Source organism: Rhizobium leguminosarum (assembly GCF_019798305.1).
GTDB classification, from domain to species: domain Bacteria; phylum Pseudomonadota; class Alphaproteobacteria; order Rhizobiales; family Rhizobiaceae; genus Rhizobium; species Rhizobium leguminosarum_U.
Genome location: NZ_JAAXDD010000014.1, coordinates 172191 through 188607, shown reverse-complemented (window position 1 = coordinate 188607; position 16417 = coordinate 172191). Strand labels below are relative to the sequence as shown.

The following is a 16417-nucleotide window of genomic DNA, read 5'->3' as shown; positions in this document are numbered from 1 at the left end:
GACCTCCGTCACGACCGGCGCGCAATGTCGATGAGGCGATGACGCTGCATCAGGCTCGACAGGATCTCCGCACCCTCATCTCTCAGCGGCACGAAGAAGCGCAGCTTCCAATTGATCATCTCGGAGAACAGGCCGATCGACCGCAGCCAGTCGCGCATGCCGTCGGTAAAGCCGGTCAGTTCGACGCGGTACTCGTTCATCACACGCACGCGGCGGAGCGTCATGTCACCGGCAAGACCGACAATCGAGGATCCGTCGACCAGCGCCGCCCACGCTTGGTCGCCGCTCAGCACTTGCGTCTGATCGATCCCGAAGTTGCGGCAAAGGCCAGCGAGCCGATCCGGAGCAATGACGCGGCCGACGATCCGCTCCCCGTCATCGGTCTGCAGACGCCGCACCCGGCAGAAATCCTGTGGCAGCAGTTTCCAGATCGGCAGCAGCAATCCGCTGACGATGTGCACCGTGGACGTCGAGAATTCGGGCACGGCGGCAACCTCGGCATCCCAGGCATTTGCGAAAGCCTGCTCGTCTATTTCCTGCCAGCTGGTCTCTTCGAGCTGCCGGACTTCGAAGCGGAGCTCATCCGTCGGCCGGATTAGCGAGACGCGCGGCTGAATGGAGCCGTCTTCCAGCATGATGGAGCGGGTCGGGACCATCACGGCTGCCCGGCCCGACTTGCCGTTGATCATCAGCTTCGCGCGCGGATCCTGCCTCACGAGGCTCTGAACATCCTTGAGCTGCATCGGCGCATTGCGATCCCTGCGCTCGATTGTCAAGAGGTGCGACCGCGCGCCGGTGACCGGATGCGTGTAGATCAGCCGGCGGTCGGTGAGCGTCATGCTGTCTGCGGTGATCGTCTCCAGGCCCTTGTCGTAAATGCCGGCAGCAATCGCCCCCTCGATGCGGGCGGCGAGCAGCTGCTCGAAGGCCTCGAACAGCACGTTCTGCATGGTGATGGTCAGCGCCAGCATGCGATTGAGGAAGGTCTGGATGGGTGGCAGCTCATCCTTCAATCCGCCCTCCTCCGAGGTGAGCGACAGGCCGGTGATGCTTTCGAACGTTTCCAGCGAGCAGCCTTCGATCCTGCCAGCATGCAGCAGTCCGTAGAATTGCCGCAGCGCGTCGCGGGCATATTGGGATTCGAGATTGTCTTCGCTGCGAAACATGCCCTGCCCGCCGGTCTGACGCTGGCCACGGGTGATGGCGCCAAGCGTGTCGAGACGCCGGGCGATGGTCGACAAGAACCGCCTCTCCGCCTTGACGTTGGTAGCAATCATCCGGAAGCGCGGCGGCTGTTTCTGATTGGTCCGGTGACTGCGGCCAAGCCCCTGGATCGCCACGTCGGCGCGCCAGCCTGCTTCCAGAAGGTTGTGAAGACGCAGGCGCTGATTTTTGGCGGCGAGATCCGCGTGGTAGGATCTGCCGGTCCCGCCGGCGTCGCTGAAGACGAGAATGCCTTTCTCGTCATCCATGAAGGCGCGGGCCTCATCTAGGTTGGCGCTGCCCGGCCGGTTCTGCACGGCATAACGGGCGATGGAAGTGCTGTCCTCGCGGCGGATGATGCGGCGGGAGCGGCCGGTGATCTCCGCGACCTGGCTGGTGCCGAAATGCTGGACGATCTGGTCGAGAGCGGTCGGGATCGCCGGCAGGCTGCCCAAGGTTTCGACTAGCTCGTCGCGACGCCGTTCGGCCTCCCGGCAGATGACTGGGTTGCCGTCTGCGTCATGGACCGGCCGAGAGCTGAGATTGCCCTCAGCGTCGGAAAATTCTTCGAAGAGCTGCACCGGAAAGGAGTGCATCAAGTAGTCGATGACATACTCCCGCGGCGTTACGTCGACCTGCAGATCGCCCCATTCCTCGGTCGGGATCTGTGCCAGCCGGCGCTCGGTCAAAGCCGCGCCCGTCGAGACGAGTTGGACGATCGCAGCGTGACCCTCTTGCAGATCTGCAGCGGTCGCCTTGAGAAGGGCTGGCGTCTTCATCGAGGTCAGAAGATGATTGAAGAAGCGCTGCTTCGAGCTTTCGAAGGCCGAGCGTGCGGCGGCTTTGGCTTGTCTGTTCAACGTCCCGGTTTTGCCGGTTATGCCGGACGCCTCCATGGCAGCATCGAGATGGTTGTGGATGACCTGGAACGCCTCGGCATAGGCGTCGTAGATGCGGATCTGTTCCTCGGTGAGCTCGTGCTCGAGGATCTCATATTCGACGCCCTCGAAGGAGAGCGACCGCGATGCGTAGAGACCCATCGCCTTCAAGTCTCGGGCCAGCACTTCCATCGCCGCAACACCGCCATCCTCGATAGCCGCGATGAACTCGGAGCGGCTCGGGAAGGGAAAGTCGCTGCTGCCCCAGAGACCGAGTCGTTCGGCATAAGCAAGGGATTCAACGTCTGTTGCGCCGGTTGCCGAGACGTAGACGACGCGGGCGTCCGGAACGGCACGTTGCAGGCGAAGTCCCGCCCTGCCCTGTTGCGATGCCGCCTTGTCGCCGCGCTCAGTCTTGCCGCCGGCGGCATTGGCCATGGCGTGGCCTTCGTCAAAGACGACAACACCATCGAAGCTGTTTGCATTTCCAGTCCCGTCTTTGCCGCTCCCCGCCTCTTGACCTAACCAGTCGACGATCTGCTGAACCCGTGATCGCTTGCCCTCGCGCTCATCGCTGCGCAGCGTCGCAAAGGTGGTGAAGAGGATGCCTTCCTCCAGTTTGATCGGCTTGCCCTGCCGGAAACGGGACAGAGGTGTGACCAGCAGCTTTTCTTGGCCCAACGCGCTCCAGTCGCGCTGCGCGTCCTCGATCAGCTTGTCTGACTTGGAAATCCAGACGTGGCGACGGCGGCCCTTCAGCCAGTTGTCGAGAATGATGCCGGCAGCCTGGCGGCCCTTGCCGGCCCCGGTTCCGTCGCCGAGAAACCACCCACGGCGAAAACGAACGGCATGCTCAACGTCGGGCGCCACAGCCTTGAGATTGTCGAAGGAGGCATCGGCGCTCCAATGGCCAGCGAGGTAACGTGAATGGGCTTCGCCGGCATAGATGACGCTTTCGAGCTGGGCGTCGGAGAGATCGCCGTTGGTGACGATGCGCTTCGGCAGGTGTGGGCGATAGCTCGGCTTCGGCGGTGCGACCGAGGCCATCGCAACCGATTCGACCAGCGTGTCAGGATGAGGTTTTGCGTCGGGAACGTGGATCGACTGCAGCCGGTAGGTCTCGTAGATACCGTCAGCAGCGTTTGCCTCATCCTTCGGCCGAGCGTCCCGCAGTTCGTAGGAGAGTTCGATGATCTCGTCATCGACGGGTATCGGACGGACCGTTGCTGCAGGCTGCGCCTGTCCTCCGACCGCGGGGCGATGCGTCGGGGTGGCAACCGCTGCTGGACGCATCGTGTCCGCGCGCAGGCTACCGTTGGAGAGCGCACCGATGGAGTTCGACGCCGCCGCGGGCGCGCGGGGCGGAAGGCCGGCGATCCAGGTGAGCAGTGTTCCGAGATCGTGCGCGGTACGCTTCGACGTCACCAGCTTCGAAGGATCGCCCGCCGGGATCTTGTCGATCACGATCAGGCGCGTTTCCATCGTCGTTCCATGCCGCGCGTAGATGCTCCCGTCGATCGCTGCGGTGAACCGGACCGTACCCTTCTCCTGCAGCCGCACGAAAACGTCCCGCCATGCGGGATTGTCGGGAGAGAGGCTCGCGCCGGTGATCGCGACAAGTCGGCCACCGGGAGCAAGGCGCGCGAATGCGGAGGCCAGATGCCGCCAGGCGGCATCAGCCACGCGACCTTCGACGTGAACGCCGGCTGAGAAAGGCGGGTTCATCAGCACCACGGTCGGTCGAATGGAACGATCGAGGTAATCGTCGATATGCGCGGCATCGTGCTGCGATACCGGAACGCCAGGGAAAAGCCGCTGTAGCAGCGAGTGCCGGACCACCGCATATTCGTTGAGCGCCAAGCGAGCGCCTGCAAGCTCCGCAAAGATCGCCATCATGCCGGTCCCAGCCGACGGCTCGAGCACCACGTCAGCGGCTATGATGCCGGCAGCACGAGATACGACGTAGGCAAGCGGGATCGGGGTCGAGAATTGCTGTCGTGCCTGGCTCTCCTCGGATCGGCGTGTATGGGTCGGCATGAGGTTTGCCACTTTCGTCAGCATTGCTAGCGTCGCTTGGGGCGACTGGATTCCGGATACGATCGCGCGGAATTTGCGGAGGAACAGCACCTGGGCGATTTCAGTCGCCTCATAGGCCTCCTTCCAGAGCCAGGCGCCCTCGGCGTCGCCGCCGCCGAAAATCTTGTTCATGATTTGCCGCAAGTCTGTGGTGGCGACAGTTTTGCCCCGTTCCAAAAGAAACATGACTTGGGCAGCAGCGTCCATGAGGCCTTCAGCGCTGCTTCCGACGTGAGATCGTGGAGTGGTGGAAATGTTCTGAGGATGCGAGATGATATTCATCGAAGGATGCTCCAAGAGTGAGGAAAGAACAGCGGAGCCCAGCGTCCTGCCGAAGGTCGGAGGAACGAAATCGGGCAGCCAGGGAGGGATTGGGATCGCCAGCTTGAACTGCTGGCGATCGTCAGGATTAGGTCGTCGCGCTTACGATGAAGCCCGTCGAATCGTCAGGATTAGGTGGCAGATAGGCGTCGTAAGGATTGCCGTCGGCGAGATGGCCGAATGGCGTAAAGACGTATTCGCCATTGGTGCGGCCGACAGCGCAGAGCACGTAACGCGGCTCGCGTGTAGCGGCATCGAGGCATTCCATGAGAGCGAGATTGAAATCGGCTGCGGCGCGCAGCAGCGTGTCGAAGTTTGTGCGGGCATGATCGGGGATAGCCATTGGGTGCTCCAGACAAAATGAGGCCCGGCGCTTGACCGGGCTCTGGGATGACGACGATGGGATTTGCAGACGCGGCCGGGCCTGAGCCAGGGGCGCATGAACATGTCAGGAGGCACTCTCCAGCAGCTTCTTCGCTTTGCCTTCGAGTTCGAGACGCGTGTCCTGATTGGTCTTGGTGCGCGCCAGCGCGGTGATGCCCTGCACGAAGTCGAAGACCGACTCCGGCGGCCGCCCCTCCTCCGACAGGACCATCTCGATCACCTTGCCGGTCTCGCCCTTTGAGAAGCCTCGCCGGCGCAAGAAGGTCTCGCGGTCGTCGTCCTTGCGCGCGACGATCTGCTCACGCGCCGCCTTGATGCCGGCGATGAACGGCGCCGGTGACGAATTGGCGAAACTCGTCAACGCAGGCGCCGCCTCATGCGCAAAGCGCTGGGCGGCGAACTTCGAATGGCGGATGGTGATCTCCTCAAAATTCTCCGTGCCCCAGAGATTGCGGTTGGCGCAGACCGCGCGCAGATAGAAGGAGGCGATGCCGAGCGTCTTCGATCCAACCTCCGAGTTCCAGGCATAGAATCCGCGGAAGTAGAGATCCGGCTCACCGTTCGGCAGGCGTCCGGCTTCGATCGGATGGGTGTCGTCGACCAGGAACAGGAAGACGTCGCGGTCGCTGGCATAAAGGGTGGTCGTGTCCTTGGTGATGTCGACGAAGGGATTGTGGGTCATCGTCGCCCAATCCAGGAGGCCCGGCACTTTCCACATCGTGTCACCGGTCCCGTTGCCGGCGATCTTCATGACCGACGAGACCAGTTCATGATCCCAGATCCGACCGTATTCCGGTCCGGTCACTGCGCGCAGTTCCAGCCGGCCGTCATCCATCTCAAGCGTCTTGACGACCTCGGCACGATAGTTGAGCAGGCCATGCTGCAGGTTGATGGCAGCAAGCGGCGCCGGCAGTTGCCGCATATAGGTGGCGGGAGCGCCAACCAGGCTGCAAAGCTGGCCGTAGCTCCAGTGGGTCGGTGCGATCGCTTGGCGCTGACCTGGGACAACAAGCTCAAGCCGCTCCGCATTGTCGCGCGTTGCCTCGACCCGGATCGCAGCGCTTTCGATCGTTCGGGCATGCGCGTGCTCGGCGCGGGACCGGACGGTGTCGTAGAGATCGCTCAGCGACAGGAAGCGTTCATCGTCAGGACGGGAAAACCATTCCGACGAAACGCGGCCGATCCGCTCGCCGCGGGAGATATCGACCTTGAAGGCGGAACGGGCGGACGGGTTGTTGGAGGTGAGAGTGGTCATAAGCTGTCTCCTTAAAAGCGGAAACCCGGCGCGATGGCCGGGCGAAGTTGAGAAGGATGCTGGGAAGAGGGATCAATCGGAAGCTAGCCGGCGGTGCGTCGACCGGATTGCAAAGAGCGCCGCCTGGAATTCGGCGTTCCCGACCACGTCGGAAAAATCCATCCTGGCGACGAGTGACAGGCAGGCGGCATGGACCTCGTCGTCGGTCACGGCCTGGGGTGTCAAACCCTTGAAGTTCGGGTCGACTTCGAGCACCGCGGTGATTGCATCGCGCACGCGATTTTCCTGTAGTGTGACCAGGACGTGGGAAGGCTTTGGCAGATTAACCGGCTCTTCAGGATCCGCGTCTCCCGCGAGAATGGCTTCTCCTCGGGCGATCGCCCAAGCAGATCGGTCGAACCAATCGAGCGACGGTGACCGGGCAGCACGGACGTCATCGAAAAGGATCTTCAACAGTCCGAGCAGGATCTCGAAATGACGCGCCCGGCGCTGGACAGGTTCGTCGAACTGCGGAGGGATCTGGAGCGGCGGCCCCGCATAGGCCGCATGTGCGCCGCCCCAGATGCCCGTGATATGAATTGCGCCCGAGGAATCGACGTCCTTCTCGGCGATATCCCAGCCGTCATCTTCTATGGCAGCACGGCACGCCTCGTCCAGCGTGTCAGCTTCATAGGTGCGATGCCGGAAGACCGGCAGGTGATAGGTGGTTTCGATGGTGAAGTCAGGCATAGGTGCCTCCTGAAACGGAAAAGCCCGGCGCGATGGCCGGGCTGTTGGGAAAGAAGACCCGACCGCAAATGCGATCGGGTCAGGCTGATGATGCTCGTGACACTATTCGGCGGCAGCGAAATGCTCGCCGTCGATCCCCCTCTCCGTATCGCCGGTGTCGTCGTCCGACGTTTCCGGCTCATCGAGCAGGAAGACCGGTAGGTCCTGAGCTTCGGAGATATTCCCGGGCTCGTCGGACCCGACGGAGGCCTCATCGGCGACGGCGTCGCTTTCGATGGTGCCTTCCTCGACCGTCATGCGAAGCGGTTCCGCCAACCAGCCGCAGCCTGTGATCAGCCGTTCGGCCTCGCGGGCCATGTCGGTCTTCTTGAGATGGCCAATCAGCTCCGCCGCCTGGTCACCTTTGGCCTCTCGAACGGCCTGCAGGATGCGGGCCTTGGTGACGCGGCCGAGATAGTTGTCGGCGGTCGGCACCCAGCCGGCTTCTACCATGTCGAAGCCGATCGAGTGGGCCAGCTGCTCAGCGTGGGCAATCGCCCGAGCCCGCTTGTTCCAGGGTTCGATCACCGCGTTGACCGACAGCGAGGCGCAATGCGCAAACAGCGCCTGCCGGCTGACCTCATCGAGCTTGATCAGGAAATCCCAGAGATCGTTTGGATCTTTGGGAAGATCCTGGCCCCAGCCATCGTGCCGCTGATCGATCTCCTTCGCCCAGACCGTATCGCCGAGGCCGGGCGTCTGGCTGAAGCGAGCGCTTTGCAGCGTCACCTCCAGGCACGAATCGGAACCATAGACGTAGAAGGTCTTCAGGACGAAGGCATGCATCACGCCGATAAAGGCGATGACAGGATTGTTTGCCAATGCATTGCGCAGCGCGACGGTGCGCGCCGCCGTCAGATCGAGAACCAGGCGGTCGGGGAGCGGCTTGATCGTTTCGTCCTCGTCGTCCGGTTGGGTGTCCTCGCCGCCGGCCGCGCCGGTCACCGTAAGAGCACTGCCATGATCGGCACGACCGTCGCCGCCATCAGTCGACGGATCGGCCTCAGCCTGCTGCTCGTCCTCGGGACGCACGAAGCCTCGTTCGATCTTGATCTCGCCACTGGCGCCGAGCGACACGAAGACACCGCCGCGAGCAATATCCTGAGGATCGAAGACGAATGGCCGGTCGTTGAGCCGGTCGAGTTCGCTGCCGAGTTCCTCGAGCTTCTGTTCGGTCGCTTCCGAGTATTCGTTTGCCTCCGCATACTCTGCATCGAGCTTGTCGTATTCGGCGCGGGTGGCGTCATAGCGGGCCAGTTCATCTTCAGTCATTTCGGCCTGCTCGCCGTAGAAGCGGCGCAGGCCGGATGTGTGGCCATAGGGGAAATCGAACGCGGCTTCGACCCATTTCCAGCCTTCGCTCACCTGGATCGCCTCGGCGTCAGTCTTGAGCTTTTCCATCACAAGCTGCTCCAGCAGCGCCGGATCCTGCAGCCAGCCGCCCTGGTCCTGCTCGAACAGATCGCGCATGGTCACACCGCCTGCGGCCTCGTAGGCTTCGATGCCGACATAGACGGCGCGGCGGTCGGTGGCACGGATTGCGGTTTCGGTCAGCAGCCGACGGACGTAATAGGGCTCGCGGCTGTGCGAAAGCGAGATCGTGTCCCAGACCTGCTCCTGGCGAACGTGGTCATTGGTGATTGAGAACGCCATGATCTGTTCGAGCGTCATCTCATCCTCGGCATAAAGATCGAGAAGCCGCGGTGAGACGGATGCCAGCCGAAGCCGCTGCCTGACCGTCGCGACCGAAACGAAGAAGCGCGCGGCTATCTCCTCTTCGCCAAGCCCCTGCTCGCGCAAGGTCTGGAAGGCGCGGAACTGATCGAGCGGATGAAGGCTGACGCGTTGGACGTTTTCGGCGAGCGAGTCCTCGACTTCGAGGGTTTTGCCGCTGCTGACGATGCAGGGGACGCCCGCGGTCTTGGCCAGTCGCTTCTGCGCGACGAGGCGCTCGAGGGCGCGATAACGGCGTCCGCCAGCCGGAATGCGATAGATGCCTGTCTCGTTGCCGTCGCCGTCAAGTTCGGGACGGACATTGAGGCTGGTCAACAGACCGCGATGGGCGATGTCTTCCGCGAGATCCTCAATAGATACGCCCGCCTTGATCTTGCGGACGTTCTGCTGGCTGAGCACCAGCTTGTTGAAGGGAATGTCACGGGCTGCACTAAGGGTGATTTTGTGAATGGCCTGGGCCATATCGGTTTCTCCATGACGGACCGGGCGGAGCCTCTCTCCAACCCTCTCAATCCGTCACAGCCTTCCCGTCCCTCCTCTTCCTCTACCGCCTTCTCACCATGTCCCACCGCTTCCACCGGCGAAGCTTTCCTTTCGGCCTAGATCCGGTAATGCTGCGTCAGGGATCGAAGCCCTCGGGTGAAGACTGGCACGGCCATGCTTAGCTTTGCCGACAGCCCGGGCCGAAGGCGATGCCAGTCGAACCGATCCGCGACGCGTTGTGCACGAGGTGCTAAAGCGAAGGGAGCGTCCAGGTGTGCAGTCCGCTCCCTCAGTTCCTCCCCCCGGGCGTTGCGCGCGAGGGACATTGTCCGCGGGCTTCCTCTGGTTCGTTGAATAGGACTTCACGTGGTTAACGGCTGCCCTCTTTTGCAAGATCTTACGCAACGGTCTTGCTCATGGTTGCGTGCTTTATCCGGATGAGCACGGTCGAAGCACACCTGGCGCGCCGGTTATTCGCGAGTACGAAAAGAAGGATCGCAGGATTGAAGGCTTGCATTTTTTGCGTGTGGGCATGAAGAACTATCGCGCCTTTCTGCAGCTTTGGACAAAATGGCTTCAAGATGAGCGAGACGGTCAGGTTTCGCCGCCACACGATCGGCCGTGAATGTCCGTTACAAACGGACATTTTTCCTTCTTGATAAAGTCTTCTTGCCAGCCACTTTAAAAGGTGCCATTTTTGTCCGTTATGAGCGATCAAAAACGCGACAAATTAAAGTCAATGCTGGATGAGGTTCCGGCAGGTTTCATCGTGGATTCCGCTTGGATGCGGAAAATGGAAATCCGCCGGAGCTCGACACATGATTATTTGCGCCGCGGCTGGCTGGAGCCGGTCATGCATGGCGTCTATCGGCGTCCCTCGCGGGATGGTTCAGCAAAAGAACGCATCGACTGGCGCATTGCCGTCATGTCTGCACAGACGATCATGAATTACCAGTTCCACGTCGGCGGCCGCTCGGCGCTCGGACTTCGCGGGCATGTGCATTACCTGGCGCTAGGGGCCGCCGAAAAAATCTTCATCTATGGCGATGCGCCCCGATGGCTCGCGAATCTCCCCACCAATGGCCTCCCCGTCCTGCGCAGCACGCGACTCTTCAAGACGGCGAATTTTGGGATCGAACCACTGGCGGCTGAACCGGACGGCAACGCCATCCTGTTTCTACAGAACTGGACAATACGCGCTTCAACGCCGGAGCGGGCCATCCTCGAAGCGCTGGACGAACTGCCGGACAACGAAAGCTTTCATAACATCGATACGATCTTCGAGGGTCTGACCAACCTGCGCCCGCGTCGTATCACCGAGCTTCTGGCCGACTGCACCAAGGTCCAGGTGAAAAGGCTTTTCTTCGTCTTTGCCGACCGCCACAAGCATGCCTGGCTCAAGCATGTCGACCGATCGATCGTCGATCTTGGAAGCGGCGACCGTTCATTCATCAAGGGCGGTAAACTGCATCCCACATACCGTATCACCATTCCGGAAGAGTATCTTCCCGGGAAGCCGGAGGGCAACGATGGCCCGTGACCAGTACATTTCCCAGCTCGAGCTCCTCGTTCAGGCATTGCCGATGATTGCCGAGGAACCAGTTTTCGCCTTGAAGGGTGGAACCGCCATCAATCTCTTCTACAGAGATCTCCCGCGTCTCTCGGTCGATATCGACCTGACCTACCTTCCGCTCAAACCGAGGGTCGAGAGCCTAGCCGAAATCGACGAGGCCCTCGACCGGGTCGCTGGGAAGGTCGAAAGCATCAAGGGCGTCCGGACAAAGCGAATAGCCGGCGGTGGCGGCGGCGATACACGCGTCGAGGTGAGGCGGGGCCAAACCGCAATCAAGATCGAAACCTCTCCGGTCGCCCGCGGCACGGTGCACCCCGTCGAGCGACGCAGGGTCAGCGAGCGGGTCGAAGATCAATTTGGCTTTGCAGAAATGCAGGTTGTCGCCTTCGAAGATCTCTTCGGCGGCAAGATGCATGCAGCGGTCGATCGCCAGCATCCGCGCGATCTCTTCGACATCAAGTTGCTTTATGAAAACGAGGGACTGACCGACCCGCTGTTTCGCACCTTCCTCGTCTACGTGGCGAGCTCCGGACGCCCGCCCCACGAGTTGCTGCAGCCCAATAGGGCAGACGTCGCACATGTCTTCAATCTAGAATTCGACGGGATGACAATCGAGAAGGTCTCGCTGGAGGAGTTGCTGGATGTCCGGGAGCGGTTCCTGAAGGACATCCAAGAGCGCCTTGATGACGAGGCCCGCACGTTTCTGCTGTCCCTTCACGATGGTGACCCTGACTTCGAGGTTATCGGCTTGCCGCACGCCCTCGCCTTGCCGGCGGTCCGCTGGAAGATCCTCAACCTGCAAAAGCTAAAGAACGACAATCCGCCGAAACACGCCGAACAGCGCGGGGAGATCGAGCGCCTCTTCACACGATGATGCCCCTTTGGCCGATCTGCAGGATCGATGATCCGACGACTGGCTCGCTTCTCCTACCGCCAAACGCCGCGCCTATCGGAGATTACCTCCTCGGTCTTCCTCGACTGCCGTACTTCCAGATGGTGATTTTGCTCCAAAATGTCGAAATTCAAAAGTAAAACGACTACAAGGGTTTAGCAGAGTTGGTCACGACCAACTTTTCTATGGAGCCTTTGGCGGCAAACGTCCCAGCGGTTCTCTTCGAAATGGCACGGCCGCCCCTACCCCGCTCTCGTTTGCGCCAGACCATTCGCCTTCAACAAGGCCATGATCATCGGTCCCAGCGAAAATTCGCCTCGCTCAGACCGTCGCGTGAGATCCCGCAAGTATCCGCCCGGAGAATTGATCATGTTTGCTCGTTCCAGGATGCCGGCAACCGCCACCGCCGCATTTTCCGGCCCCATGACCTCACACGCCTCCTGATAGGCCGACGGGCTGATCCCCAACATCGACCGGACGATGACGGCTGCGGACATCAACTCGCGCCAGGTCCCGATCGTGCCGCCGGCACCATAATCGAGAACCTGCGGGCAGGCCTTCAACACCAGGCCGAGCGGAAATGCTTTCAACCGCTCTCGCTGGATTCCATTCGCCTCGCTCGATTTTGCGCCCTGCTCTTCTCTTGAGCTAGGTTCAAGTTCATTAAAGGATTCGGGTTTTGAATTCTGTATGTGACGCTCGATATGGGCAGCATTGCCGCTGAGATTTTCTGCTTTTTCTTGATTTTCCAGCCGGTTGAGCACTTCCTCTTTCAGCATCTGCATTTCTTCGAGGATTGTACCTACATCAGTACGCGATGGCGTGCGTGGCAGTCGGGCAATCAGCCCCACATAAATGCCTTCGATCGCCTGCCAATCGCCTGCCGCTCCTTCTTCCATGGCCGCCGAAATCAGCTTGCGCACGTCGCGCCGGCAGATCGTCAGATTCTCCTTCATCCTTTTGAAGGCGGCGCGCTCCGCCACGATCTGCTGCGCCAACATGGCGAGCTCTTCCGCGCGAGACAGCAACGGCGAAAGATCGAAACCGAAGGCGTTCTCGATATCACCCGTGTGGTCTCTGCGTACGTAGCGCTTACCGTTAGCGCTATCTTTTCGAACGATCAGGCCGGCCTCGACAAGCGCCGCAAGATGCCGTCGGAGGGTGGAACCCGCCATGCCATGGGCACGCAATGACAGCTGCGCGTTCGAGGGAAAAACGATGAGCGCCGCGTCCTGGCGCAAATCGTTTTCCGGATAGAAGGTCAGCAAGGCGTCAAGCACCGCCAGGCTGTTCGACTGAATGCCAAGCGGCGCCATTGCCGCAGAAACGTCGCGAAAGACTTTCCACTTCTCTGCCGACTTCCCCGCCTTGATCTCGGCAACAGCTTGCTGCCGTCTGACCAGGGCAAGCGAAATCGGCCGCCGCCCAAAGGGCGTCGTCACATTTCCCGTTTGCATCGTCTCTTACCTTTCAGCAGGCAATAGAAATTTGCTCACCAAATCGGTGCCAAAGACTCTTGACGAGGATTCGAGGAAATGCGATTCTGTTCGTGCTAAAGAGACAGAAGGGCTTCCGCGACGGCAACGTTGAGGGGGCTCTTTTCTTTTGCGCGTTACGCTTCCTTCTTCTGTTTCTGTTTCGCACGGTGCGCTTCATAAAGCGCCGGCAATTGCTCGAGCACGAAGGCCGCAAAGTCCGGCGTCGCCTTCCGATCGATCATGATTTCCACCTTCGCCTTGCTCTGCTTCACCTGCGCCAGGCGCTCGCCAGCAGGGCTCGCCATGACCTCAGGGAGACCACGTTCCAACCGGCGCGGCTTCAGATGCGCAATCAGCGCCTTGAACCGGTCGGCGGACTGAAGCGCCTGCAATTCGCTGGAACGCACACGTTCGAGGACGTTGTCGGCCGAGGAAGCCTTTTCGATCAGTTCGGCCAGTTCCTGCCAGCTTCTAAGGCCGATACCGGGGGCAGGGCCGATGGCATCGATCAGGTCCGCGGGAAGGACTTCGATGATGGAGAGCATCTTGGAGAGATCGCCCTTGTCGACGGACATCGATGAGATGATCACGTCTCGGGGGAAACGTTCCTTCAGACGAGCGGCAAAGCGCGCCTTCTCGATAAAGGAAAGATCCTGTCGCTCGTTATTTTCCTGACCTTGGGCAACAACCAGTTGCTCGTCCGTCAAGTCACGGACGACTGCCTTGACCGCGAGGCCGAGTTCCGTCACCGCGCGCAAGCGGCGATGACCAAAGGCAACCTCATAGCGGCCGGACTGTTGCGGGTGAGGGCGCACGAGGATCGGCACCTGCTGTCCCTGCTCCTTGATGGACGAAAGCAGCCCATCAATATCGCCCGGCATCCGGTCCTGCATGAACGAAGGATCGATGACGTTCGGATCGAGATCTATTACCGCCTGGCCTTCGGCAAGACGCCGTTCGATTTCTTCGGCTCGTTCCACGCGATCATTCTGCTCGCGCAAAGCGTTGCCGATATTGGCGGTCAGCTTTGTCGCCGGGTCACGGTCCTTGCGAGCAACGCCGAGAAGCGGCATGGTTCGGCTCTTTGCCAGTTGCGGGTCATGCGGCGAGGGCGTGGCCGGTACGGTCGCGGAAACGCCCAAAATGTCCTTTCGGCTCATGTGGTTCTACCCCACGCTTTTTTGATCAAAGACTCGATCTCATCGTTGACGGCATTCATCGCCTCTAAGGCGCGATCGTAAGTCGAACGCGTGAATTGGCCGCGCTCGACTTCGAAGAGTGTCTGGTTTGTCAGCCCGGCATCGGAGACAGCCGTCGTCTTCAGCATCGGAAAATTGAGCACGTTTTCGCCGAAGATCGACCGGAGATAGCCGACCATCTGGTTTTGCGGGCCGTCGCTCGGCTCGAAGCGGGTGATGAGATACCGCATCCAGTTGAAATTGAACCTGGCGCCAGCGTTCTCGATTTCCCGCAGCAGGTTCGACGTCATTGCGAGAAACTGGTTCATCGACATGACATCGAGCATCTGCGGATGCACCGTCACCAGGATGGACGTTGCTGCGGTCAGAGCCGAAAGTGTCAGGTAGCCGAGCTGAGGAGGGCAATCGATGACGACGACGTCGTAATTGTCCGCGACGTCCTCGATGACCTGGCTGATCCGCCCGTAGAAAAGCGTGTCGCCTTCCTTGCGGCTCATCAGGGCGCGCGGTGTGTCGTGCTCGAACTCCATAAGTTCGAGATTGCCGGGAACGAGATGGAGGTCGGGAATATAAGTCGCTCTGACGACTTCTTCGATTGGGCGTTGCTCTTCATCGTAGCGAATGGCGCCGTAGAGCGTTTCGTTCGTACCGACGTGAATTTCCGGCTGGTTGCCGAACAAGGCAGACAGGCTGGCCTGAGGATCGAGATCGATCGCCAGCACACGATAACCGCGCATCGCCAGATATTGGGCCAGATGCGCGGAAGTAGTAGTTTTGCCCGACCCGCCCTTGAAGTTCATCACCGAAATGACTTGCAACTGCTCGCCATCGCGCCGATGCGGAAGATAGCGTCGGTTGCCACGGCCAACCTGATCCATATGTTTCCGGATCTGATGGATGTCCTCGATCGAAAATATGCGGCGGCCACCTGCACCGGTACTGACGTTCAGTTCCGGCATATCGGAGGCGATCTGGCGAAGGTAGGACTCTTTGACGCCGAGAAGCTTGGCGGCCTCCGACGGCGCAAAGCCTCGGATGCCTTTCTCCGCCGACGGCGGGAAGACCTTGACATGGTGCGCTTGCAATTGTCCCGACAGGGCTTCAGCATGCCGCTCCATCAAAGCGGTCAATCCCTCGATTTCCGGCGCTGTTTTTGCGGCGTTCTTCGCCATCTGGTAACCTGTTTCCTGCCACTGGCGGTTTGAAGCGAAAAATCGAAAGATTTCCGCCGATGGCAATAGGCCCCGATTCTGTGCTCCAAGCAAGAGTTTTTTGGTTAACAGGTGGTTAATACAGTGACGGCTCGCACCCTTGAAATCAATGATTTCGCATGCAAAACCCATGAAAAACAGGGAAATGCGTCACTCTCTCGCTGAGAGCCTGCGTTCCGAAACCCGGTGAAAAACAGCCGCAACTTCTAACATGAGACAGTTACGCCCCGGTCGGAATGAGGGAACAAGCCACCGCGTCGAGCCTAGGCGAATCGATGCCCTTTGTTTTGCGTCGATGTGGCGGTCGCGATCCGCAAACATTTTCATCATCAGTGTCAACGTCGTGGCTCGCCGCCGCTGGTTCTGTCCTGCCAAGATGGATTGCGGGAGAAAGGAGTGTTCGACCGGCAATCTCGATTGAATTCCCGGGCAACCGGCCTCCTCGCCGAAAAGCTGATTTCGGCCGGTCCTGTGAACCGGAAGTCGGCTAGATTTCTTTAATCTGCATCGGTTACACGACCGTGATTTCAATTTGCGCAGGTCGCCAACAGCTTTGCCAGAACGTCGCCGGTCACGGCCTTGGCGCTCTTGCGGCGCCGGGTCCGCGGGACGGCGCGCACGGAGAGGCGAATGGCCGATTTGAGGGCAGGGGAGGAGAAGGTGCCATCAAGGCCGCGCCACTTGGTCAGCGTCGACCAGTTCGCCAGCCGCCGGCGCACCGTCGATGGGGCGTGCGGGCCGACGGATTTGAGAAATCTCTGGCTCCGGAGGTTTTCGTCGACATCTACAGGCATACCGTGTTCGGCATCGGTCTCGCGGTGCTGCTGGTCCCAGAGATGGTGGGCGACGAACATCAGCAGCAGCGCCTCGGGCGCCGGCCAGGGCAGGGATCGTCCGGTCGCTGCCAATCCCCAGGCTTCGAGATAGGCAAGACCCGATGAGACACGTGCGGCTGCTTCCGG

The 16417-nt window shown here is 60.6% G+C and carries 10 protein-coding genes and 1 pseudogene; 2 read left to right on the top strand and 9 right to left on the bottom strand.

Annotated features, from left to right (window positions below; all coding sequences use genetic code 11):
* Positions 1–8 precede the first annotated feature (8 nt).
* The 5 genes from HFO99_RS24325 to HFO99_RS24305 form a co-directional block, all read right to left on the bottom strand.
* A complete protein-coding gene (locus tag HFO99_RS24325) occupies positions 9–4439 on the bottom strand; it encodes a strawberry notch-like NTP hydrolase domain-containing protein (RefSeq protein ID WP_222364101.1) in 4431 nt (1476 codons plus the stop codon).
* 127 nt (positions 4440–4566) lie between these two features.
* A complete protein-coding gene (locus HFO99_RS24320; protein ID WP_222364097.1) occupies positions 4567–4821 on the bottom strand; it encodes a DUF6117 family protein in 255 nt (84 codons plus the stop codon).
* 105 nt (positions 4822–4926) lie between these two features.
* Entirely contained in the window at positions 4927–6117 is a 1191-nt protein-coding gene (locus HFO99_RS24315) for a DUF932 domain-containing protein (RefSeq protein WP_222364096.1), read from the bottom strand.
* Between the two features lie 72 nt (positions 6118–6189).
* Complete coding sequence (locus HFO99_RS24310; protein WP_222364095.1) at positions 6190–6846, bottom strand: hypothetical protein; 657 nt, start codon at positions 6844–6846, stop codon at positions 6190–6192.
* 102 nt (positions 6847–6948) lie between these two features.
* Positions 6949–9081: a ParB/RepB/Spo0J family partition protein gene (locus HFO99_RS24305; RefSeq protein WP_222364094.1), complete on the bottom strand. Its 2133-nt coding sequence runs from the start codon at positions 9079–9081 to the stop codon at positions 6949–6951.
* Positions 9082–9808: 727 nt separating this feature from the next.
* Here HFO99_RS24305 and HFO99_RS24300 point away from each other — a divergent pair.
* Complete coding sequence (locus HFO99_RS24300) at positions 9809–10642, top strand: type IV toxin-antitoxin system AbiEi family antitoxin domain-containing protein (RefSeq protein ID WP_222364092.1); 834 nt, start codon at positions 9809–9811, stop codon at positions 10640–10642.
* Positions 10632–11549 carry a nucleotidyl transferase AbiEii/AbiGii toxin family protein gene (locus HFO99_RS24295; protein ID WP_222364090.1) on the top strand — a complete coding sequence of 306 codons (918 nt, stop codon included), beginning with the start codon at positions 10632–10634 and terminating at the stop codon, positions 11547–11549. Before HFO99_RS24300 ends, HFO99_RS24295 begins: the two co-directional genes overlap by 11 nt.
* Positions 11550–11809: 260 nt before the next feature.
* On the opposite strand, the gene repC is transcribed toward HFO99_RS24295, so the two are convergent.
* From repC to HFO99_RS24275, 4 genes and pseudogenes are all read right to left on the bottom strand, one after another.
* Positions 11810–13024, bottom strand: coding sequence for a plasmid replication protein RepC (gene repC / locus HFO99_RS24290; protein ID WP_222364088.1), 1215 nt, complete (start codon positions 13022–13024; stop codon positions 11810–11812).
* 155 nt (positions 13025–13179) lie between these two features.
* Positions 13180–14205 (bottom strand): plasmid partitioning protein RepB, encoded by a 1026-nt coding sequence (gene repB, locus HFO99_RS24285; protein ID WP_222364076.1) that lies wholly within the window; start codon positions 14203–14205, stop codon positions 13180–13182.
* Positions 14202–15416, bottom strand: coding sequence for a plasmid partitioning protein RepA (gene repA, locus HFO99_RS24280; RefSeq protein ID WP_064251024.1), 1215 nt, complete (start codon positions 15414–15416; stop codon positions 14202–14204). Before repA ends, repB begins: the two co-directional genes overlap by 4 nt.
* Before the next feature lie 575 nt (positions 15417–15991).
* A pseudogene (locus HFO99_RS24275) lies at positions 15992–16393 on the bottom strand (integrase); the annotation flags it as partial.
* Positions 16394–16417 lie beyond the last annotated feature (24 nt).

Excerpts from the sequence above, each read along its gene's own strand:
- HFO99_RS24310 (WP_222364095.1), bottom strand. The coding sequence starts at position 6,846 with ATGCCTGACTTCACCATCGAAACCACCTATCACCTGCCGGTCTTCCGG.
- repB (WP_222364076.1), bottom strand. The coding sequence starts at position 14,205 with ATGAGCCGAAAGGACATTTTGGGCGTTTCCGCGACCGTACCGGCCACG.
- repA (WP_064251024.1), bottom strand. The coding sequence starts at position 15,416 with ATGGCGAAGAACGCCGCAAAAACAGCGCCGGAAATCGAGGGATTGACC.
- HFO99_RS24315 (WP_222364096.1), bottom strand. The coding sequence starts at position 6,117 with ATGACCACTCTCACCTCCAACAACCCGTCCGCCCGTTCCGCCTTCAAG.
- HFO99_RS24305 (WP_222364094.1), bottom strand. The coding sequence starts at position 9,081 with ATGGCCCAGGCCATTCACAAAATCACCCTTAGTGCAGCCCGTGACATT.
- repC (WP_222364088.1), bottom strand. The coding sequence starts at position 13,024 with ATGCAAACGGGAAATGTGACGACGCCCTTTGGGCGGCGGCCGATTTCG.
- HFO99_RS24295 (WP_222364090.1), top strand. The coding sequence starts at position 10,632 with ATGGCCCGTGACCAGTACATTTCCCAGCTCGAGCTCCTCGTTCAGGCA.
- HFO99_RS24325 (WP_222364101.1), bottom strand. The coding sequence starts at position 4,439 with ATGAATATCATCTCGCATCCTCAGAACATTTCCACCACTCCACGATCT.
- HFO99_RS24300 (WP_222364092.1), top strand. The coding sequence starts at position 9,809 with ATGAGCGATCAAAAACGCGACAAATTAAAGTCAATGCTGGATGAGGTT.
- HFO99_RS24320 (WP_222364097.1), bottom strand. The coding sequence starts at position 4,821 with ATGGCTATCCCCGATCATGCCCGCACAAACTTCGACACGCTGCTGCGC.